Origin of the sequence: Mycoplasmopsis opalescens ATCC 27921 (assembly GCF_000712185.1) — a bacterium.
Taxonomy (GTDB): domain Bacteria; phylum Bacillota_I; class Bacilli_A; order Mycoplasmatales; family Metamycoplasmataceae; genus Mycoplasmopsis; species Mycoplasmopsis opalescens.
Genome location: NZ_KL544019.1, coordinates 34,993 through 56,391, shown reverse-complemented (window position 1 = coordinate 56,391; position 21,399 = coordinate 34,993). Strand labels below are relative to the sequence as shown.

The window sequence follows — 21,399 nt, the reverse complement described above, 5'->3', positions numbered from 1 at the left end:
TTTATCCCTTTCAAACAATGTCTTCTTGTAAATATCGATTTTGTATATTTTCCTTAGTTTTATTTCTCTCATATTCATCAGCAGTATAAAGTTTTTTGCTTCTTAACTTATCGTTTAAATCTTTAGAGATTCTTTCGATTAATGTATCTTCACGATATGAATCATCAAAAAGTGAAACTGGTTTTAAGATACTAAATTCGTTAACCAATGTCCCCAGTCGGACACCCACGCCACGGACACTTTCGCCATTTCATTTTTGATAAAAAATTTTGGTTATTTCCTTAAAAATTTTATCAGCTTCATTTGTTGCGTATTTAATTTTCTTTTGCTTTGTGCTTCAAGTTCTATCTGCGCTTCTTAAGTTTAATGTCAATGTATAAGCCACAACATTTCTATTTTTTGCCCGCATTGAAACTTTGTTGCATAGCGATTTTATTACTTGTAATATATCTTCATCGTCTTCTAAATCTCAACTTAAAAAAGTTAATTCATTACCAATATTTTTTAAATCATTATGGTCCGAATTTATTTGATCTGTTCCCAATCCTAGGCAGTTATAGATATATTCATTACATTTTTTCCCAAAAATATTAATTAATTCAACATTGTTAATTTCTTTTTTAGCCAAATCTCCAATGGTGTGGATGTTGATTTTATGTAATTTTTCTCCTAAAGGATCACCGATTCCAAAATATTTTTCAATCGGTAAATGATAAAGATTTTTGGCAATTTCATTATCTTTAGTTTGAGTTATTCCATATGGTTTTCCTAATCCAGTTGACATTTTTGCCACTCATTTGGTGTGCGCAATTCCGATTGATATAGGTATCCTAAACTTTTCTTTAATGGCTTTTTGAATTTTAGAAGCAAAATTAAAAGCATTTTGAATATTGCATTCATCACTAACATCTATTCAGCATTCATCAATTGAATACACTTCGATTTTTTTTGAATAATTATCAGATATGAATTGAAAAATTTTATTTGACAATGAAATATAAAGGTCAAAGTTTGGCTCAATAAATTTAGTTTTCGGTTCAATTTCTTTTATTTTAAAAACTGGCCAGCCTGATTTGACGCCTTTATTTTTTAATTCATAACTTACCGCAGCACAAATTGCTCTCTTTTTATTTTTTCCAATTGCTATAGGCTTATTATCTAAACCAGGATTCAAAACTCTATGAGCAGATGCAAAATATGAATCGAAATCAATATGAAAAATTATTTTTTTTGCTTCATTATTCATTTAATATTTCCTTGATTGAACTTGATAACATTGAGGCGCAAAATAAACGATTATGATGTCTTGCTACATTTTCAAAGATTAATAATTCACCTAGTTTCTCCTTTTCATCTTCGCTTATGCTTTCATTATTGATTAATTTTTCATAACTATTAATTATACTTAGCGCTGTATCTATGCTAGTTAAATTAATTTTGTCGATTAATAAATCTGTACTTGCAATGAAAAAGGCACAACCTTTTGCATTAAAGGTTAAATTGATGATTTTATTATCTTGAAGTGAATAAGAATATTCAAGATAATCAGCACATGATTCGCCGTGCTTAATTATTTTGTCTTGCGGCTGATTCACCTGTAAATGAGTTGGTTTTAAGTAATGTTCCATTATTATTTGGCGAACGATTTCGGGTTTATATAACAAGGAAATCACCTCCGTTTTCTAGAGCATACACTAATTTATCTATATCTTCAAAATTATTATAAACAGCTAAGGAAATGCGAATATATGAATTTGGTGCGTATAAATTTTTGAGATAATGCGCACAAAATATTCCACTTCTCACATAAATATTTTTTGTACCTAAATAGTGTGCAACATCGTGACTATCAACATTTTTTACATTGATTAAGATAATATGTTCATAATCTTTTGTATAAATTTCAACATTTTTTAAAGATGATAATTTAGTGAATGCATAGTGGCTTAATTCTTTTAAAATACTGTTAGATTTTTCATATCCAAGATACTCATTGAAAAAATCTAAAGCAGCATTAAACATTCATATACCAGCAAAATTTGGAGTTCCAGATTCGAACGCAGATTCACCAGTGGTTAAGGAATAGTCATTATCTTCACTTATATGAGTTACTGATCCACCACCAAATGAGCTTGGTTTAATTTGATCAAAAAGTTCTTTCTTAATCACTAAAACACCCAAACCAGTCGGCCCATAAAATTTATTACAACTAAAGGCTATAGCATCACAATAATTCATATCAACTGGTTCATAAACAATCGCTTGTGCAGCATCATTAATAATGAAGGTATTATGTTTTTTTGCTACTTTATAAATATCTTTAATATTATTATTATGACTTAGATTATTAGTTAATTGTGATATAGCCACAATCTTTGTGTTTGCATTAATTGAGTCTAAAACACCCTGTTTTACTAATGTTTTAGCATTTTTTCGCTTAGCTAATTCTATTCATGGAATGAAATTTGATGAGTGGTTTTGTGCATCGATAATTATATTATCATCATTTTTAATTAAGCTAGACATTGATCGGGCAAGTGAATTTAATGATTCTGTTGTACCGCTTGTAAAAATAACTTTGTCATCATCAGAAGCATTAACTAGTTTTCTGATTTTAGATTTTACTAACTTAATTAATTCATAATTCTTAATTCCTAATGGCGAATTTATTGTTCGAATGCTTACAGAATTATTTGAATAAAAATCATTTGATGCTTCAATAGCTTGTATTGGTTTAAGCATTAAAGCAGCACTGTCTAAGTAAGTGATTTTATCGGCCATAGGGAAGAATTTTCGTAATTTATACATATTCATATTATATTATCTATATTGAAAATTAATATTAATAATTAAATAGTAGCTGAATTCTTACATTTTTCACATTTTTATTTTTTAAAAAATAAAAATATTCCTAAAACACTTGTACTATAGGTGTTTTAGGAATATTAAATTAATTAATTTCAGATATTGGTTAATTTTTAGCTACAGATTTTGTTGTTTTTCTCTTTTTTACTATTGTATATACACCTCAGAAGATAAAACCTAATAAGATAACTGATGTATAACTTGGTAACAAGAAAAGTGATTTAGTTGTAAACTTTTCACCGATAATTGGAGGAATTAAGTTGCTAAATATAATAAAGGAAATAAGAGCGATCGATATAATATAAATAGTTGTTTCCCATCAAGGCAATTTAAATTCTTTGCGTCGATAAGCAATCATTAAAATTGAAATTATAGTTAGTAAATATTGCATTAAAAAGACTATGTTTCCTGCATCTAATATAAATTTAAATTGATCTTCAATTCCTAAGTATAGGGGAATTAGTGTAAATATAATCATTGAAACTATTGAGACAAAGGTAGATAATATTAATGCATTGCGATATTCACCATACTTATTTTTTTTGGCAAAAGTCGAAGGTATAAAACCGTCTAATGCAAGTGGGGCTATAATTCTTGCATAGTAAACATTAGATGATAATGTGCTTGATATTCTATTAAATAATGTTCCTATTATGAAAATTGCTATGCCAGCTGAAGATAGAGTTGATTTAAAAAAGAATAAGAAGCTTGTTGATGTCGCTAGACTTTCTTGATCTAGGCCCAAAAGCAATAAATAAAGTGATAAATAAATAATTAAAATAGTAGCGAAAATTAGCATTAAAACTTTTTTAAATCTGTTTGTATTCACCTCGGTTCTAATGCCTGCCAACGCCTCTGCACCACCAAAAGCGTATATGAAATTAAGAACTGATCCAGTAATAATTGAGATACTAATTTGGTGGAATCCACTGGTGTTTTGGGCAAAATAATTAGTTTTAAAAGATAAGTATATACCTAAAATTATTCCTAAGATCACCGTTATTCATTTAATAATTGCGGATACCAAAATAAATCATTTAGAAAGTCTTAAGCCAAAAGATGCGATAATCGTTAAAGAGATAAAGAAAATAAGCGACCCTATTTGATATATTGCTTGATGCGATTTATCTACTTCACTTAATAATTGTGATAAAAATAAAATTGTAGTTGCTGAAAATAGTGGAATTTGCGCAAATTGATTTCAACCATTAAAGAAAACTCAAAAACGATTATCAGATGCTTTTTTCGCATAAACATAAGTTCCGCCTACTTCATCTTGATATTTTTGTGAACCTCTTGCAAAAGCTAGAATAACACTAAAGGCAATGAATGAGGTCAAGGCAAAAATTAACATTCCTCATAATCCGTGTTTAATAATTCCTGTAATTGTAGCTATGAAACCAAAGCCGACAATAAAGTTAATTCCATAAAAATAGAATTGTTTTTCGCTTAATTTACCACTCTTTTTAGTTTTCATAAAAAACATTATAAACAAAAAACATTGAAAAAGAAAGTAAAAAACAGTCTTTTTTCAATGTTTTTATTTAAACTAACACCATTAACCCTTATCAACTATTTTGGTGTTTATATCAAAAATAATATCTTTGAAATATAATCCATCAATTTTTCAATTATTTCAAACATTATCTAACGAATTAAATTCTTCAACACTCCCTATTTTTCTTTCTATATAACCTTCAACTGTTTTTATTTTTGTAACTCAAATGCCATATAATTTTCTTTTTGTTTCATCGTCTCCTGTATAAGAACAATCTTTTTGGAGCATATATGTTTTTTTATTATGAACAAATTCAACATAATTTCATGAAAAACATTCATGATTAGGTGAATCTCGAAAGTCTTCCAAAAACATTTCAGGATAAAAATAACTATTTAATGTTTTTTGCCCGCAACAAATATAAAAAGGTGTGTTTGGTATTGAATTAAATAATTCACTAAATTGGATGGTTCATGTTTTTAATGAATATCTCACTTGTTGTTCTTTTAAATAATTCTTAAATGGTTTATTTTTTATTTTAAAATTCTCTAATAAATCATCTAAATTATTGAAGCGACCCAATATGTATTGATCATTGGTTTCTAAGGTTATTTTATTTTCTTCTCTTTGCCCCTTATACACTGCATATGTTAGTGTATCAAAGTCATCAGAGAACTCTTGAGACAGCATAAAATATTCTTTGTCCAAGTTAAACAATAACAATCCATATCTATTTTGTAGGGGATCTTGTGGATATTGAAAATCTTTTTTAAATCCTTCTATTGATTTGTATCACTTTACCATTGTATATCACCTTATGAATTTATTTCTAATTTGAATTTTTTAGCTATTTCTTTTACTAACATAATATCTTTATCTTCAATGTTTTTGGTTTTTTCTTTAACATATATGCCATTTTTTGAATAATTATGAATATGATAATTTTGGTTTTTTTGGGGATCAAAATGATCAAAATGGATGATTTTCTCTTGGTAATTATTTTCCCCAAAAAAAACCAATGTTTTTATTTTGCTGTTTTTTATTATTAAATATTTATCATTTGCTTGCCTTGAAAACAATGGTGTAGGAACATAAATATTTTTATTTATTTGTTCAATAATTTTTATGCCTTTATATATTCAAATTGTTTGAAAAAGTTTTCCATTTTCGTTAAAATCTAAAATAGCTTTTCCCATTAACATCTCCTTACACAAAAAAATTAGTTTATATTACCTTTTTCTTTAAGTTTTCTAGTTATTCTAGAAATCAGCCTTTTATCTTTTTTATTTGGTTCAATTGCCATTTCATCTTTTTTATGTATTAAATTAAAGTGGACATGAGGTGATATTTTATTTAAACCATGTTTATGGCCAAAATCAATTATTTTATGCTGTTTATGAGTTTCATCAAAAAAAATGATGTGCTTAATTTTATTGGCTTCAATCACAACATATTTATCAAACTTATGGTGAGAATATATTGGTGCAGCAAGTGGCCCACTTCTTATTTTTTTAATTATTTTCAATCCATAAATTATTTCCAATGTGTTGTAGAGTTTGCCTTCTTTAACAAACGAGAAATCCCCACAATCAACATTTTTAAACGATCCTCTACCTCCCATTATGTTTTGATTCTCCAATTATTTGATTATATTGATTATCATAATTCAATAGGCTTATGTGTTTATTTTTTGATTTAGGATTGAATGTATCTTTCATGACTAAATTTATTATTTGTTCATTCATAAAATCATACAATCGACCAACAACAATAATGGATTTAGGTTGTATTCTTTTGACCATTTCAAGATAACCACTTTTAAAGGCGTCTAGATTATTTTTAACACCAAATGTTGAAATTATAACCGTAGAACCTTTCGCTATAGCATCGAAACATATATCAAAAGTTTCGGGTCCGCCCCAAGAAACTGTTGGAATTATATTTATGCCGTTATTCATTAAAAAAGAACCAATTCACCTATTTTTATAAGTGTTGTGAGCAACAGTTGGTTGCGTCATTTGTTTATAAATACTAAAATCAGGTGTGGCTACAGCTTTAAATCCTTTTAATTTTTCAAGATATTTTAGAGGATCTCTTCATAACCTTTCTAAATAAGAGTCGATGGTAAACATTGTTATTATAGTCTGTGATTTATTTTTGATGCTGGATAAGTTAGAGAAGTTGGTGAATTTTGAGTTTTTCAATTCATCATAGCTTAACTCTAATGATTTTATTACAGGCATATCTTTTTTTGATTTTCTAACCCAAGGATAAACTGGTCTAATTGTCAAAAAAATATCATATTTTTCTTTTTCCTTTTTTGTAATTATTGATACCTCCAATAAATTATTGTTGACTATGGTTAATAAGATTTTTTGTAATATATTCCGCAGCAGACCGTGATATCTGATTTTTTTTCATCAATTCTTCAGTACTCATAATGCCAATACTATCAATATCTACTAGTATTTCACAAGCCAGCGCTTTAGCTTGTCACTCTGCACTTTCATAGTTTGGTAGCGAGTTGTTTTCTCATACAACATCATCCACTGGGACAAAACCATTTTTTAACAATATGAAATGTGATATTTCGTGAGCAATATGCATCCTACTTGCTCCATCTTTATATTTGCTCGCCTTGATATAAACAGATTCCTTGATCTTAATATTAAATTCATTTTCACTATAACAAACCATCGAAGGCGATTCTTCATATTGTTTATCCCACTCTTTATCTTCGATAATTGAATAGTTAAAATTATCAATTAGTGTGCATAATTTTTCCAATGTGAGTAAAATAGGGAATGGTGTTACTCCGTTTAAATTTAATCATGATTTAAAAACTTTAGCAATCCTTCTAATTTCAGCCCTTGTAATTGGTTTTGTTTTAAAATCCATATCTACTCCTTATCCTTTTTATTGAAAGATCTTAGTAATTTAAAAAGTTTACCTTTTTGATTTTGATCATATTTGCTTAAATCAATTTTGATTGATTTTTTAGAATTTTCAATAGATTGAATTAACTTTTCCTTTTGTTTTTCATCCAAATTATAGTGGCCAACTATTTTATCAGCTCAATCATCTGGTATTTCTTTGATACCATTCTCTACATTGGAAATAAAAGCTACTGAAACACCTAAAAACTCTTGTGCATCAATCAGAACTTCATTATTGTTAATTCTTAATAATCTAAAAAATTTACCAAACTCAGTTAGACTAGACACATTAACCCCTTTCTTATCTCACTAATATCATTATACCGCTTTTGTAATTTTTTTTAACCAAAAAAGTAAAAAAATTTCATAAAATAAAATAAGAGATCAAAAAAAGAATCACTTAGATATGATTCTTTACAAACCTTATTTTTTTTAACTAGAAATTAATTCATTCCAATAAGTGTTAACATTTGTTTCAACAATTTGCTCAATAGGAGACATTTTTACATGATGAACTTTATATTCATATAATGAGTTATTTTTTGATAATGGATCAATTATTGTACTTTCGCTTCCGATTGCATATAAATTTTGCGCATAGTATTGTTCATATGCTTTAGTTTTATCGTCAATTTCTTTTGACTCTTCATCATCAAAATTAAAATAATTTTCCTTTATATAATCAAAAGCACATTGATAAGCTGAAGTATAACCAACATTGTCATAATTATGGTAGTAAGCATATTTTTCAACAATTTCACTATCTATGTTTAATCAGCTATGCTCTTGTTCATTTTTTTGAAGGCCGCCATAAATGTATTTACGAGCATCTCGTATAATATTTTGATAGGTTTGTTGATCTTCGTGGGCAGAAATAATTAAACCATCGACAAGTAATAAGTTACCGCTAGGACGAAGAAAGCGGATATTTCTATCAAGAGCCCTTGAATCATTGTCATTGGCAAAATATGCATCAATAGCATCACCATTATATAAAATGGCGGCTTGTGGTGCTTCATTAGGATCAACTAATTTATTAACTATTTCTAAGCCATCACCGCTAAGATAAATATTTTTAGAGTTAAAACTATGACCGATTCCAGTTTTAATTAAGTTACTATAAGCGTTTAATCATACTTTATATAAGTCTTTATTATTTTCAGTGCTAGCTTCACCTGAAAGGTGTTCAGATGTATATTCTTTTTCGCCAGTAAGCGGATTAACTGATGTTTCAATAAATGTTGAACCATAAACCATACTATCTCGAACTGAATTTGTTAGAGCTCAGCGTTCATAACCTTTATTTCTTAAACCTTTTAAAATACTAATCAAATCTAACTTATTTATCTGTGTTTGGCTAGTTTTGGTATTTTTTTGTTGTTGCAAAATTTCATCAATAATTAACTTATCGTATTGATATAAATCATCAGATAATGAATCTAAATTGAGTTTGCTCTTAATTTTTTTAGGATTATATGCAACGACCATATCTTGGCTAAAATAAGGAACAAAATAGTCTACTAAGTGAACCTCTTTTTTATCTTTTGTTTCTAAAACATTAGTAGCTAGCCAATTATCGTATGATTTTAAGTGTTCATTAACCTGAGCTGTAAAAAGTGATTCTTGATATTTTCTATATTCTGGACTATTGATATACTCATTTAATTTTTTATCCTTTGCCCAGCTTGGTTTTTCCTCGTTTTCTGGTCAGAAAATGTCTAAATAATCGATTTTCTGTAGCAAGTTTTGTTTAATCAACTGTGTGGCTTGCATATCACTGCCGATTCCGGCACTGGCTTTATTGAGCTTAATGTCTTGGGTGAATTCATTAATTGAATCAAAAGCCTTGTAATCGTATTGGTGGCTAAGTTCATCGATATAATCTGGGTGAAAGTAAGATTTATAATTAAAAAATGTTTTTTTACTCGAACATGAAATAACAGTAGATGCAGATAATACTAAAGCTAAAGAAGATAAAGATGCTACAAATTTTTTATTGCTTTTTTTCACTAAAACCCCCGTTGTACTGTGCTTTTAGTAATTTATTCTTTTTTCTTAGTTTAATTATTTTATAACTGATGTAGCTTACATTTAAAGTTAAAGTTATGAATAGTAAAATTGCACCAATAACAAGACCTCAAGATTTAAAGTTTTCTGAATAAAGTTTTGTACCTAGAGTTGATACATTTGTTGTTGTTCTAATGATAATAAAATCATCAAATGATAGGAACATTGCAACTAAAGCTGCGAAGATTATTGACGGAAGCATATGAACAAAATATGTTTTAAATCATGATCTTATTTTGTTATAACCCAAATCCATACTTGCTTCAAAAAGGTAATTATTGAATTTTTCGCTTCGTGGATACATTAAGGTTATGCCATAAGGTAAGGCCATAACTGTATGTGCAATAATTCCGCGATATAAACCTGAACCTGTAATATTAGATAAACCACCAACAAATAAAGCGAAAACTAATACCAAACCAATCGCGATAATATTATCAGGGTTAATTAAAGAAACTTGGGTTACAGTTTTAACTAATTTGTCTGCTGCACGGTTCTTTTGGCGATAAAGAGCATAAACAGTAACAAGTGAAATTGCCGATACAATTATAGCTGTTATTAATGCAATAATGATTGAATTAAGTAATGCACCAGCTCTACCTTCATTTAAAAATGTTTTTCAAGCCTTATCGCTAACTCCGTTTCAGCTAAATGATAAGAAATCTTTATCGCTGGTTTTATTAAATGAAAATATCACTGCAAAAAACAAAGGAATATAAACTAATAGAAGAATAATATGCACGTAAAAACTTTTAAGAAAATTTAAAGCTTTAGACATTTTTACCTCCTCTTATTAATCTTTTGATAATTTTTGGTGTGAAATTAATAATTGCATAGCAAGCTATAAATACACCAATCACAACTAAAACCAAAGTTGAAACTTGAGCAAAGTCATATTCATTTGTTGGGTTAGCATAAGCATTAATTACCGATCCGATAGTTTGCAATTGTTTTGGTCGGCTCAATAATTTATCGCTAATAACGAAAGTAGTGGCTGAAGAAAGGAAAATTAATGAAAAACCGCTGATTATAGCCTTATAAGCGTAAGGCATAACAACTTTAACGATTGTTTGGAACTTGTTATATCCTAAATCCTCCGAAGCTTCAATAATGTTATTGGGCATATCTTTTAAAATTGAGTAAAGAGGCATTATCATAAATGGTAAATTAAGGTAAGTTAATGCCAAAATCATGAATCAAATATTTTCTAAATTATCAGCAGGAACAATAGAAAGGAAAAATCCTCTAATAGCATAAATTTTAGCGATTGTAAAAATTGCCATCGGACTAAGCATCAAACTTAAGGCATAAATTGGTAAAATTTTGCTTTTATTTCGCGCTATAAAATAACTGTAAGGTAAAGCAATAACTAAACACAATAAGGCGGCAATTATCCCAATAAAAATACTGCGTCCAATAAATTTTCAGTTTTTTATGCTTTTAACTAATTTGAACGAATCAAAGCCGTCTATAGGCGTAAAAGCACGAATAATAATTAATAAAATTGGTAATACTATGAAAATTAATGCAATTAAAAAGAATGGCATTAATAATGATAAGCGTTTATTGAATTTCATGACACTTAATTTATTTTTGAGATTCATCAGCTGAATAATCCCATTTAGTATCTTTATGCATTATGTGAATTGAGTCAATAGTTCATGAAAGAGAAACGCGGTCATTAAGTTCGAATTTTTTAGCTGTTTCAACTAAAATTGTATTACCATCTTTTAATTCAACTTTAATATAGTAGTAGCTTCCACGGTATGTGATATTAATGATTTTACCTTTTAATGTACCTTTTTTACGGCTGTCGCTGCTTAAAATAATATCGATATCTTCAGGGCGAATTAACACATCAACTTCTTGATTAATTTTAAATTCTTCCTCTTCATGGATTGTTTTAAAAGTGTGAGAAAGCACTCTAATTTCGCCATCTTCTAAAAATGTACCACTATAAATATTACTTGCTCCAATAAAATTAGCTACTCACTTATTAACTGGGTAGTCATAAATATTTTTTGGTGTATCGAATTGTTCAATTCTACCATCACGCATAATTGCAATTCGATCAGATAATTCTAAAGCTTCATCTTGGTCATGAGTTACAAAGATAAAAGTTAATCCAAGCTGCTGTTGTAGCGAACGCAATAAAACCTGCATTTTTTGTCTAATTTTAGCGTCCAAGGCGCTTAAAGGTTCATCAAGCAAGAGAATAGACGGTTTTAAGATTAAGCTTCTAGCTAAAGCAACACGTTGCTTCATTCCTCCTGAAAGCTCACTAATTTGTTTGTTTTCGCTGCCTTCAAGGCCAACCAATTTGACGATTTTATCAACTTCAGCGTCCATTTCTTTTGAAGTCATTTTGCGAGTTAAACATCTTCTTTCATATGCTTTAGTTTTAAAATCAACATAATTTTCTCATCAAGAATAGTTGAAGTCACTTTTATCCAATCATTTTTGACGTTTTTTATATTGGCGTGTATTTGGCTTTAAGCTTTTCATTTCTTTTTCAAATTGTTCTTGAATAGAGTCAAGCTTACGCATTTGATTCATAGCTTCAATTTCTCATTTTTTTTGCAATTGCTCTAATTTCTCGATGTGTAAAGGATTAATATTTTCTTTTGGTACACGAACTAAATTTAGGCCATAACGAATATTTCTTTCAACATTTAAAAACGGAAAGAGTGCATAATCTTGGAAGATAGTGCTCAAATCACGCTTGTATGGTGGCAAATCCTTAATATCGCGACCATTAAAATGCAATTCGCCACGAGTAACTCTTTCAAAACCTGCAATCATACGTAAAATTGTTGTTTTACCTGATCCACTAGCACCTAAAAGAGTAACGAATTCACCTTTTTTTATTTTTAAATTAATGTTATTCAAGACAACTTTGCCATCGAATTCCTTGACTACATCCCGAAGTTCGATTACATTAGTTCTACGATTTGTGTTTACATTCATATCGTCTCCATTTCAAAATATAAATTATTATTGTTAAGATAAAATCTTAAATTTTAATTTTATAAAACAAGAATACTAAATAAACGAAATGGACTTTTTAGTCCCGTTTATTTAGTCATCAGGGAGGCTAAATCGTAGATATTTTGACTATATTCAATAACAAAAAAATCTAACAAGGGATTCTTGTCATCATTGTAATTTAAGAGAATAAATTTACTCTTATAATGTTCATTTTTTAATACAGTCATAAGCATTTTAGAATTATAATAATAATTATAATAAATTGAAACATATTTATTAAAAATAAATTTACCTAAAAGCGCTGTATTACAGTCATTTTAGGTACAAAAGGAGTAAAATGAAACAATATAAAAACCTGAAAGAAGTACCAACTAAATATCAATTTGACTTAGAAAGCATTTTAGAAGGTAAAAAAATTGAAGATTGAATAGCTCTTTATGAAGCGAAAATGCGTGTAGCAATTGCAAATAAAGATAGTAAATATGAGACTCTTGATGCTTATTTAGCCGACTTGAAGTTAAACAGTGAAATAGAAATTATTACAAATAAAATTTCCAACTATATTTCTAACAATTTAAACCGTGAATTAACTAGTGAAAAATACAATAAGCTTAGCTATGATTTTTCATTTTTAAACCAAAAACTATCTGATGAATTAGGCTCTGAGCATGTAAGATTAGTTAAAAATATCGATAAACTAAGAGTTTGAAAAAATGATGAAAGAATGAAAAATTATCGTAACGGTATTGAGATGCTTGAATTAAGTATTAAGCATAAATTAAGTGATGAAATCGAAGAATATTTAGTTAAAACATCGATTGCTGATGCAGATTTTCATGAAGTTTTCTCGCTTATTACCGATAGTGAATTAGATTATGGTTTTGTGACTGACAAAAAAGGCAAAAAAATCAACCTTTCACCTGCTGTTTTGGAAAAATATTCAAAGAGTGATGATAAAAATGTTCGTCATGGCACAATAAAAAACAAGAAAAAGGCATACTTGAACCATAAGGCATCTTTAGCTAGTTTACTTTTCCAACATTTTCAAACAATTGTGCAGGAAGCAAAAATCAGAAAATATAATTCCGCCGTTGAAATGTTAACTTTTAGTGATCGTGTCGACGATAAAATTTTACAAAAACTATTTGAAAAAGTAGCTTCTCTAAAACACGCAACAGCCAAATATAGCAAGTGACATAAGAAATTTTATGAAGCAAAATATAAAGAAAAATTTGACAAAAAATACGATGGTGCACGTGAATTAGTCAAAATTAAAAATACCTTTAGTGTTGAAGACGCACAAAAAATTATTCTTGAAGCATTTAAACCTTATGGTGATGAATACTACAGAAAAATTAAAGAAGCTTTCGACACAAATTGAGTAGATTATATGACTATTGATAACAAACGTTCAGGTGCCTACTCAATCGGTGAAAGTTATGGGCTAGATAAAAAATATATTTTAATGAACTGAAATGACCAGCTTTCATCAGTTGAAACCTTAGCACATGAACTTGGGCATTCTATGCATTCTTATTATAGTGACAAAAATAATCCGATTGAGCTATCAAAATATCCAATTTTCTTAGCAGAAATTGCTTCTATCTTTAATGAACAAATGCTTTTTGATTACTTATTAAAAACATCTAATGATGATAAATTTAAGTTCAAAATTTTACAATCAATGATTGATGGCTTTTTTGGGACAGTTTCACGTCAAGTTAAATGAGCTAACTATGAATATGATTTATATAATGCAATTGCTAAGGGTGAAGCTTCGCCTTCATACGATTCATTAGCTAAAATTTACTTTGAAGCGCTTAAAAAATATTCAATTAAGTATCCAAAATATAATAAAGATGATCAATTTGGTTGCATTTATGTGCCTCATTATTACTATGGGTTTTACGTTTATAAGTATGCTATAGGGCAATTGGTCGCAAACTACTTCTACCAAAATTATTTAGATAAAGGTAAAGAATACTTACAATATTACATTGAAAACTTTTTAAGTAGCGGATGCAGAGACTTTCCAATTAAGATTTTAGAAAGTATTGGTGTTGATTTATCAAGCGATAAATTCTATGAAATTGGTTTTAATTACATTAATGGATTAATCGATAAATATATTGAAATAGGAAAAAAACTTTTTAAAATTAATTAATATAAAGAGCTATATTAATAGCTTTTTTTATTAAAAAATATTCTTTGTTTTAAAATAAGTTAAAGCAAGGAGGATAGATGGCTGTTGGAATTATTGCTGAATTTAATCCTTTTCATAATGGGCATATAAGGTTATTGAAATATGTTAAAAAACGTTTTCCAAACGATAAAATAATTGTTCTTTTAACTGGTAAATTTTCTCAACGGGGAGAATATAATGTGATCTCTTTTGCTCAAAGAAAAAAATATGCTTTAGCCTATGGCGCTGATAAAGTTATAAAATTAAGTTTTGAGCAAAGTGTTCAAGCTGCGCACATTTTTGCTAAAAATGCTGTAGACAGCCTTTATAAGCATAAAATTGATAAACTAATTTTTGGTAGTGAAGATAATAATATTAAACAAAAAAAAGAGTTAGCACTTTTTTTAAAAAATAATGAAAATTTATTTAATTCAGTTTTTAAAAAGCATATAAAAAATAAAGGAATGAGTTATCCGGCTGCATTTGCTAATACATTAATGGAATTGACGGGCAAAAACTATACATTGCCAAATGATATTTTAGGTTTTGAATATATTAAACATATTGTTAACAATGATTTACCAATTAGGGTTTATTCAATAAAAAGAAATGTAAACTTTCATGATAATAATGTAAAAGGAAAATACGCTTCAGCAACTTATTTAAGAAAATTAATTAAAGATAAAAAATCAATTGAAAAATTTAGCCCAATAACTCTAAAAAGAACATACTTTATTGAGAAAAAATATAAATATTTTTGTAAAATAATACAGAATATACAAAAGGAAAAACTATTTTCAATTCCTTTAATTAGTGAAGGAATTGAAAATTTGCTTATTAAGCAAAGTTATTTAAATAATAATTATGATTCGTTTATTGAAGCTTGTACATCTAAAAGGTATACAACAAGCAGAATTAAACGTATATTCGCCTGAATCGTCTTTAGAGCAGGTGAATTAGTAGAAGGTTAATAATGAAAAAAAGCTTAATTTTATTCAGTTCGTCAATTATGACTTCAACAGCTTTATTGTGTTCTGCATCTTGCGAGGATCAAGTTGCAGTTAAAAATTTCACTGAAAAATTAGAATATGGTAAAGATTTTATTTTTGAAATTGATGAAAATCAATCGATTTTGGATAATGAATATCAAGACATGTTGAAGTTAATTAAACAAGGAGCAATTAAAGATAAAAACGGTAGTGTAATAACTGAAAAAAATGCTCCCAAAAACAGTCAAAAATCATCTTTTACTGCCGACTATTTATTTGTTCGCAATTTGTTAAAACCTGTATTCAAAGATAAAAAACTCAATGATAAATATTTAATTTCTTTAGAATCATTAAGTGATGAAAATTTTGCTGATAAAACCTATAAGATGCACATTAAAATAAAATCTAAGAAATTAAATAAAAGTTTTATTAATTCTAAAAATATATGGAAATCGGAAACATTATTTTATAGCATAGAAAGACATAAACATATAACATTAGTTTCAACCAATAAAGACAAAGATATTATTTCAGCTTATCCATTTATTTTGGATGATTTTGGTATCTATGGTTAAAATATTTTGTTTTTGCTTTTACTTAAATAACTGTAGTGCAGCGTTTTTAGGTAAAGAATAAAATAAAAAAAATAAATCAAAATATTTTTATAAATTACATATTAATATATGTATTTTTTTATTTTAGTGTTAAAATATAAAAGCAATTTTTAATTGCAGAAAGTAGATTTATTTCTCACCTGATGGCCAATAGCCTTGGGTTTCTAGCTACAATTAAAACATATTTTTAATAGTAGTCAGAAGTGGAAATCCACTTTTCTTTATTATTTATCTTAAGGAGTTATCATACAAACATTAAATAGAAACCGTAAACCGACGGCTGAACATATGGTTAATTACGATATTCCTTTTCCTAAGGTTTTTGTAATTGGTTCAAATGGCGATAAAATCGGAGTTTTACCTACAACTCAAGCTGTGCAAATGGCTAAGGATGAAGGCAATGACTTAGTTTTAATTGCTACCGAGCCAAAGCCAATTGCTAGAATTTTAAATTACGGAAAATTTAAATATGAACGCAAGAAGAAACAAAAAATAGCCAAAGAAAAACAAACTACTATCCAAAACCGTCAAATTCGTTTAACTGCAATGATTGGCGATAATGATATTTTGGTTAAAGCACGCAAAGCTAGAGAATTCTTGCTTGATGGCGATAGAATTAAAGTTAGCTTAAAATTCCGCGGTCGTGAAGTCGCTCGTCCAGAACTAGGGCATCAAGTTTTAAACAAATTTTATGCACATGTTGAAGATTTAGCTGACATCGCGAAAGAGGCGACTTTGGTAAATGAACGTTTCTTGGATTTATATATTCAGCCTAATAAAATTAAGGTTCAAAAGTTTAAAAAACTTAATAACTTGACAGATAAACCTCGTTCGACAGAACAAGTTGAAGCTGATGATGACAATGACGATGAAGAGTAATTGTCTCTAAAAAAGCTGTATTACAGTGATTTTAGTAAAATTAGCTTCTTGACTATAAGGAGAAAATATGCCAAAAATGAAAACCAAGAGTGCCTTAACAAAACGCATTAAGGTAACAGGAAGCGGAAAAGTTATGCGTGAGCAAGCTTACCGTTCACACTTAGCCCAAAATAAAACCACTAAACAAAAACGTCAAAGCCGTAAAACCACAACTATGCATGCTTCAGATCTTAAGAGATTTAAAGGCTTATTTTAATTAAATACTAAATAAATTTTAAGGAGAAAACATGAGAGTTAAAGGCGGAACCGTTACAAGAGCAAGACGTAAAAAATGATTAAAATTAGCTAAAGGTTATTTTGGACATAAGTCAATTGGATATAAAGTTGCAAAACAAGCAGTTGTTAAGTCATGAACATATGCATTCCGTGATCGTAAACAAGTTAAAAGAGACTTCCGTAAATTATGAATCGCACGTATTAATGCAGCTGTTAGACCAGAAGGTCTTAGCTACTCAAGATTCATTAATGGTCTTAAAAAAGCAAACATTACAATCAACCGTAAGATGCTTTCAGAATTAGCAATTAATGAACCAAAAGTATTCGCAAACTTAATCCAAATTGTTAAAGAAACTAAATAATAAAATGCAGCAAGAGCTGCTTTTATTTTTTTATTTTGCTGCCAAAATACTGTAGCACAGTGCTTTTAGTAAATATTATCTACAATATTTTTTATCATTTTAATATATACATAATTATATATATTTAGTAGTTTTTATTTATATTTAATATATAATACGTTCATGCTTGCTTTGCAGGCATCATGGTTGGAGGCGTATATGATCAAAATCAAAAATGAAAAAGAAATTATAGCCTTGAAAAAATCATGCAAAATCTTGGCGGAGGTAAAGCAAGTGCTTTATGACTACATAAGACCAGGAATTTCATTAAAAGAAATAGATTCAGCCGCTTTTGATGAAATAATTAAACGTAACGCTAAACCAGGGTTTTTAGGTCTTTATGGCTTTAAAAATACTTTATGTGCTAGCGTAAACGAAGAGCTGATTCATGGAATTCCGGGAAATTACATTCTTAAGGATGGCGATTTGCTAAAAATTGATATAGGATGCATTTATGACGGAATGAATAGTGACAGCGCATTTACGATTAGCGTTGGCAAATCTACTCCTGAAAATGATCTTTTAATAAGAGCTGCAAAAGAGTCTTTTGAAGCTGGATTAAAAGCTATTAAACCAGGAGCTAGAGTTGGTGATATATCGGCAGCTGTTGGTGCCGTGATTAAAAAATACGGCTTTTATACACCTAGTGAATATTCGGGGCACGGAATTGGTTATGAATTACACGAAGACCCGTATGTTTTCAATGATGGCAAAAAAGGAACAGGCGAATTATTACGTGATGGTATGGCAATTTGTATTGAACCAATGATTGTGCAAAATTCACCTAAAGTTAAGGTTCTTAGTGATGGTTGAACAGTTGTTGCAAAAAGTGGCAAAAAAACTTCACACTATGAACATACTATTTTGATTGAAAACGGCAAAGGTGTAAATTTAACGAAAGGAATATAAAATATTCAATGGCTAAAGACGCAATTAAGTTAAAAGCCACTGTGACACAGTCTTTTTCGATGGATGAATATGAAGTTGAATTAGAAAATGGAGCTGTTATTAAAGCTCATATCTCAGGAAAAATTCGTGTTAATAAAATTAGGATTTTACCTGGCGATGTTGTTGACGTGGAAATTAGTCCTTACAACTTATCATTAGGACGCATTACTTATCGTCATAAATAACACAAGGAGAAATTATGAAAGTTAGAGCAAGTGTTAAAAAAATGTGCAAAGACTGTCGTGTTATTAAACGTAAAGGAATTATCAGAATTATCTGTTCAATTCCAAAACATAAACAAAGACAAGGATAATTAAGATGGCTAGAATTTTAAATATTGAAATACCTAACAACAAACGTGTTGTTATCTCATTAACATACATTTACGGAATTGGTTTAGCAACAGCTAAAGAAATTTGTGCAACAGCAAAAATAGATGAAAATATTCGTGTTAAAGATTTAAGTGAAGAGCAATTATCAGCAATTCGTGACGCAGCTAAAGAATATACTACAGAAGGTGAATTACACCGTGAGGTTCAATTAAACATTAAGAGATTAATGGAAATTAAATGCTACCGTGGAATTCGCCACCGTAAAGGTTTACCTGTTCGTGGTCAAGTTACTCAAAAGAATGCTCGTACACGTAAGGGTCCTCGTAAGACTGTAGCTGGCAAGAAATCAACTAGATAATTCATAATCATTTTTTATTAAAAGTACTATAGTACAGTATTATTAGAAAATTTAGGAAGGAAATTATCATATGGCTAAAGCTAAAAAGAAAGTTGTTGTTACAGGAATTGCACACATTCATTCAACAAATCAAAACACAATTATTTCATTTACAGACGAACAAGGTAATGTAGTTGCTTGAAGCTCAGCTGGAGCAATTGGTTACAAAGGCACAAAGAAGAAAACACCTTATGCAGCAGGTTTAGCTGCACAAGCAGCTACTGAAGCAGCTAAAGAAAGAGGTATGAAATCTGTTAGAGTGGAAATTAAAGGTTTAGGAGCTGGCAAAGATGCTGCTCGTAAACAAATCGAAGTTTCAGGTATTACAATTACTGAAATTAAAGATGTTACTCCAGTTCCACACAACGGAACAAGACCTCCAAAAAGAATTCTTAAACGTGAAAAAGCAAGAAAATAATAAAGGAGATTTCTAATCATGGAACAAATGGCAAAATTAGAATATACCGAAATTAAAAGCAATTCACGTCATGCAGATGACGAAGCAACTTTTGTATTACAACCTCTTGAAAGAGGGCATGGACAAACTATTGCTGTAGCATTAAGACGTGAATTATTGTCAAACATTTCATCATTAGCATTATTTGCTATCAAAATTGAAGGAGTTGACCATGAATTCCAAACTATACCTGGTGTAGTTGAGGACGTTACAACTCTTATTATGAACCTAAGAAAAGTTAAATTCCAATACGATCCTGAATTAGTTAGCGATGACGAAATTGTTAAAGCCACAATTAAGGTTGATGAAGCCGGCTTAGTAACTTCTCGTTCAATTGAAATTAACAATTCAAGTGTAGAAATTATCAATAAAACCCTAGAAATTGCAAACGTTTCGTCAAAAGGGTCGCTTAATGTTGAATTATATCTTCGTTCAGGTCGCGGTTTTATTTCAAATGAAGAAAACAAAAAATTAATTGCAAACCCAGCTTTATTTACTTCTAAAATCACCACAAAAATTAAAAAAGGCTTATTTATTGCAACTGATAGTAACTTTTCACCAGTTGAAAATGTAAATTACCAAGTTACAGAATTAAATACTGGTTCAGCTAAAGTAGAAGAAAAATTAATTTTCAATGTTAGAACTAATGGTTCAATTACTGCTAAAGCTGCAATTAAACAAGCTTGCGAAATATTAGTAGCACACTTTAGTTTAGTTGGAAATGTTGATGAATTAAAAGTTGCCGATGTATTTAAAAAAGAAGAAATTATTACAACAACCGAAGAAGACAATGATTTAGATTTAGCTCAATTAAATCTTTCTGTTCGCTCTTCGAATGCCCTTAAAAAAATTGGAAAATTAAAACTTTCAGAAATTGCTTCTATGACTTTTGAAGAATTAGAGCAAACTAAAAACTTAGGTCGCAAATCTTTAGATGAAATTGTTGACAAGCTTAGAGAACACGGTTTAGAATTAAGTAAAGGAGACGAATTATAATGGCAAACCCAACACAAATTTACAAACGCGACACAAAATGACGCACTGGAGTTTTACGTAACTTAGTGAGTGATTTATTTGCAAATGGTCACATTACTACCACATTAACTCGTGCAAAAGAATTACGTCGCCACGCAGAAAAAATGATTACCAAAGCAAAAAAACCTTCTTTAGCAAATCGTCGTGCTGTAGCAAGTTTCTTACGTCTAATTACCGTTAATGTTGATGAAAAACAAATTCCAGTATTAAATTATTTATTCGACACTATAGCGCCTAAATATGCAAACCGTAATGGTGGATACACACGCATTATTAAACTTCCATCTCGTTTAGGTGATAATGCACCTATGGCTGTTATTGAACTAGTTTAGTCATCTTAATTATTTATATTCCAATCGATAATACACGCATTTTGCGTGTTTTTTTTAATAAAATGAAATAAGAATATTTTTATCTTTACTCTTTACTGTTTTTATAAATAAAACTCTATTATGTCTTTATTTGATAGGTTAGTGTGCGTAGAAAATTTAAGTTAATTTTACCAATACTAAAAAGTGTTTAACCAGCATCTTTA

The 21,399-nt window shown here is 29.0% G+C and carries 27 protein-coding genes; 13 read left to right on the top strand and 14 right to left on the bottom strand.

The features are described 5' to 3' along the window. Window position 1: 1 nt before the first annotated feature. The 14 genes from T385_RS0102020 to T385_RS0101955 all read right to left on the bottom strand — a co-directional run bounded on the left by T385_RS0102020 (window position 2) and on the right by T385_RS0101955 (window position 12,333). Window positions 2–1,246 (bottom strand): Y-family DNA polymerase, encoded by a 1,245-nt coding sequence (locus T385_RS0102020; RefSeq protein WP_029906091.1) that lies wholly within the window; start codon window positions 1,244–1,246, stop codon window positions 2–4. Continuing rightward, window positions 1,239–1,673, bottom strand: coding sequence for an iron-sulfur cluster assembly scaffold protein (locus tag T385_RS0102015; RefSeq protein WP_245601769.1), 435 nt, complete (start codon window positions 1,671–1,673; stop codon window positions 1,239–1,241). Before T385_RS0102015 ends, T385_RS0102020 begins: the two co-directional genes overlap by 8 nt. Further along, a complete protein-coding gene (locus T385_RS0102010) occupies window positions 1,654–2,808 on the bottom strand; it encodes an aminotransferase class V-fold PLP-dependent enzyme (protein WP_029906086.1) in 1,155 nt (384 codons plus the stop codon). The genes T385_RS0102015 and T385_RS0102010 overlap by 20 nt, the downstream gene beginning before the upstream one ends. A gap of 163 nt (window positions 2,809–2,971) precedes the next feature. Further along, window positions 2,972–4,342, bottom strand: coding sequence for an APC family permease (locus tag T385_RS0102005; protein WP_029906084.1), 1,371 nt, complete (start codon window positions 4,340–4,342; stop codon window positions 2,972–2,974). Window positions 4,343–4,423: 81 nt separating this feature from the next. Beyond that, complete coding sequence (locus T385_RS0102000; protein WP_029906082.1) at window positions 4,424–5,167, bottom strand: hypothetical protein; 744 nt, start codon at window positions 5,165–5,167, stop codon at window positions 4,424–4,426. An 11-nt stretch (window positions 5,168–5,178) separates the two neighbouring features. Next, complete coding sequence (locus T385_RS0101995) at window positions 5,179–5,559, bottom strand: hypothetical protein (protein WP_029906080.1); 381 nt, start codon at window positions 5,557–5,559, stop codon at window positions 5,179–5,181. A gap of 23 nt (window positions 5,560–5,582) precedes the next feature. Further along, window positions 5,583–5,984, bottom strand: a complete 402-nt coding sequence (locus T385_RS0101990; protein WP_029906078.1) for a hypothetical protein — start codon at window positions 5,982–5,984, stop codon at window positions 5,583–5,585. Continuing rightward, window positions 5,974–6,654: a DUF4417 domain-containing protein gene (locus tag T385_RS03565; RefSeq protein WP_051677960.1), complete on the bottom strand. Its 681-nt coding sequence runs from the start codon at window positions 6,652–6,654 to the stop codon at window positions 5,974–5,976. The genes T385_RS0101990 and T385_RS03565 overlap by 11 nt, the downstream gene beginning before the upstream one ends. 55 nt (window positions 6,655–6,709) lie before the next feature. Continuing rightward, a complete protein-coding gene (locus tag T385_RS0101980) occupies window positions 6,710–7,261 on the bottom strand; it encodes an ImmA/IrrE family metallo-endopeptidase (protein ID WP_029906074.1) in 552 nt (183 codons plus the stop codon). Between the two features lie 2 nt (window positions 7,262–7,263). Then, window positions 7,264–7,587, bottom strand: coding sequence for a helix-turn-helix domain-containing protein (locus tag T385_RS0101975; protein WP_029906072.1), 324 nt, complete (start codon window positions 7,585–7,587; stop codon window positions 7,264–7,266). A 144-nt stretch (window positions 7,588–7,731) separates the two neighbouring features. Beyond that, window positions 7,732–9,309 carry a type 2 periplasmic-binding domain-containing protein gene (locus T385_RS0101970; protein ID WP_029906070.1) on the bottom strand — a complete coding sequence of 526 codons (1,578 nt, stop codon included), beginning with the start codon at window positions 9,307–9,309 and terminating at the stop codon, window positions 7,732–7,734. Beyond that, entirely contained in the window at window positions 9,293–10,144 is an 852-nt protein-coding gene (locus T385_RS0101965) for an ABC transporter permease (protein ID WP_029906068.1), read from the bottom strand. The genes T385_RS0101970 and T385_RS0101965 overlap by 17 nt, the downstream gene beginning before the upstream one ends. Then, window positions 10,137–10,970, bottom strand: coding sequence for an ABC transporter permease (locus tag T385_RS0101960; RefSeq protein WP_029906066.1), 834 nt, complete (start codon window positions 10,968–10,970; stop codon window positions 10,137–10,139). The genes T385_RS0101965 and T385_RS0101960 overlap by 8 nt, the downstream gene beginning before the upstream one ends. Next, on the bottom strand, window positions 10,954–12,333 hold the full coding sequence (locus T385_RS0101955) for an ABC transporter ATP-binding protein (protein WP_029906064.1): 1,380 nt from the start codon (window positions 12,331–12,333) through the stop codon (window positions 10,954–10,956). The genes T385_RS0101960 and T385_RS0101955 overlap by 17 nt, the downstream gene beginning before the upstream one ends. A 358-nt stretch (window positions 12,334–12,691) precedes the next feature. Here T385_RS0101955 and T385_RS0101950 point away from each other — a divergent pair, with 358 nt between their 5' ends. The 13 genes from T385_RS0101950 (at window position 12,692) to rplQ (ending at window position 21,196) form a co-directional block, all read left to right on the top strand. Next, window positions 12,692–14,518 (top strand): M3 family oligoendopeptidase, encoded by a 1,827-nt coding sequence (locus T385_RS0101950; RefSeq protein WP_029906062.1) that lies wholly within the window; start codon window positions 12,692–12,694, stop codon window positions 14,516–14,518. A gap of 77 nt (window positions 14,519–14,595) precedes the next feature. Then, on the top strand, window positions 14,596–15,507 hold the full coding sequence (locus T385_RS0101945; RefSeq protein ID WP_029906060.1) for a nucleotidyltransferase: 912 nt from the start codon (window positions 14,596–14,598) through the stop codon (window positions 15,505–15,507). Between the two features lie 2 nt (window positions 15,508–15,509). After that, the gene (locus T385_RS0101940; RefSeq protein ID WP_029906057.1) at window positions 15,510–16,100 is read left to right on the top strand and encodes a hypothetical protein; all 591 of its coding nucleotides are present in this window, start codon (window positions 15,510–15,512) and stop codon (window positions 16,098–16,100) included. Between the two features lie 327 nt (window positions 16,101–16,427). Then, window positions 16,428–17,018, top strand: coding sequence for a translation initiation factor IF-3 (gene infC, locus T385_RS0101935; protein WP_029906055.1), 591 nt, complete (start codon window positions 16,428–16,430; stop codon window positions 17,016–17,018). A 67-nt stretch (window positions 17,019–17,085) separates the two neighbouring features. Beyond that, window positions 17,086–17,274 (top strand): 50S ribosomal protein L35, encoded by a 189-nt coding sequence (rpmI, locus tag T385_RS0101930; RefSeq protein WP_029906053.1) that lies wholly within the window; start codon window positions 17,086–17,088, stop codon window positions 17,272–17,274. Window positions 17,275–17,305: 31 nt separating this feature from the next. Next, window positions 17,306–17,656 (top strand): 50S ribosomal protein L20, encoded by a 351-nt coding sequence (gene rplT / locus T385_RS0101925; protein ID WP_029906051.1) that lies wholly within the window; start codon window positions 17,306–17,308, stop codon window positions 17,654–17,656. Window positions 17,657–17,854: 198 nt separating this feature from the next. Next, window positions 17,855–18,604 (top strand): type I methionyl aminopeptidase, encoded by a 750-nt coding sequence (gene map, locus T385_RS0101920; RefSeq protein WP_029906049.1) that lies wholly within the window; start codon window positions 17,855–17,857, stop codon window positions 18,602–18,604. A gap of 8 nt (window positions 18,605–18,612) precedes the next feature. After that, a complete protein-coding gene (infA, locus tag T385_RS0101915) occupies window positions 18,613–18,828 on the top strand; it encodes a translation initiation factor IF-1 (protein WP_029906047.1) in 216 nt (71 codons plus the stop codon). 14 nt (window positions 18,829–18,842) lie between these two features. Beyond that, on the top strand, window positions 18,843–18,956 hold the full coding sequence (gene rpmJ, locus T385_RS0101910; RefSeq protein WP_029906045.1) for a 50S ribosomal protein L36: 114 nt from the start codon (window positions 18,843–18,845) through the stop codon (window positions 18,954–18,956). Window positions 18,957–18,961: 5 nt separating this feature from the next. Further along, the gene (rpsM, locus tag T385_RS0101905) at window positions 18,962–19,333 is read left to right on the top strand and encodes a 30S ribosomal protein S13 (protein ID WP_029906043.1); all 372 of its coding nucleotides are present in this window, start codon (window positions 18,962–18,964) and stop codon (window positions 19,331–19,333) included. Window positions 19,334–19,403: 70 nt separating this feature from the next. Further along, entirely contained in the window at window positions 19,404–19,790 is a 387-nt protein-coding gene (rpsK, locus tag T385_RS0101900) for a 30S ribosomal protein S11 (protein WP_029906041.1), read from the top strand. A gap of 18 nt (window positions 19,791–19,808) precedes the next feature. Further along, window positions 19,809–20,825 (top strand): DNA-directed RNA polymerase subunit alpha, encoded by a 1,017-nt coding sequence (locus T385_RS0101895; protein ID WP_029906039.1) that lies wholly within the window; start codon window positions 19,809–19,811, stop codon window positions 20,823–20,825. After that, on the top strand, window positions 20,825–21,196 hold the full coding sequence (gene rplQ / locus T385_RS0101890) for a 50S ribosomal protein L17 (protein ID WP_029906037.1): 372 nt from the start codon (window positions 20,825–20,827) through the stop codon (window positions 21,194–21,196). The genes T385_RS0101895 and rplQ overlap by 1 nt, the downstream gene beginning before the upstream one ends. Window positions 21,197–21,399 lie beyond the last annotated feature (203 nt).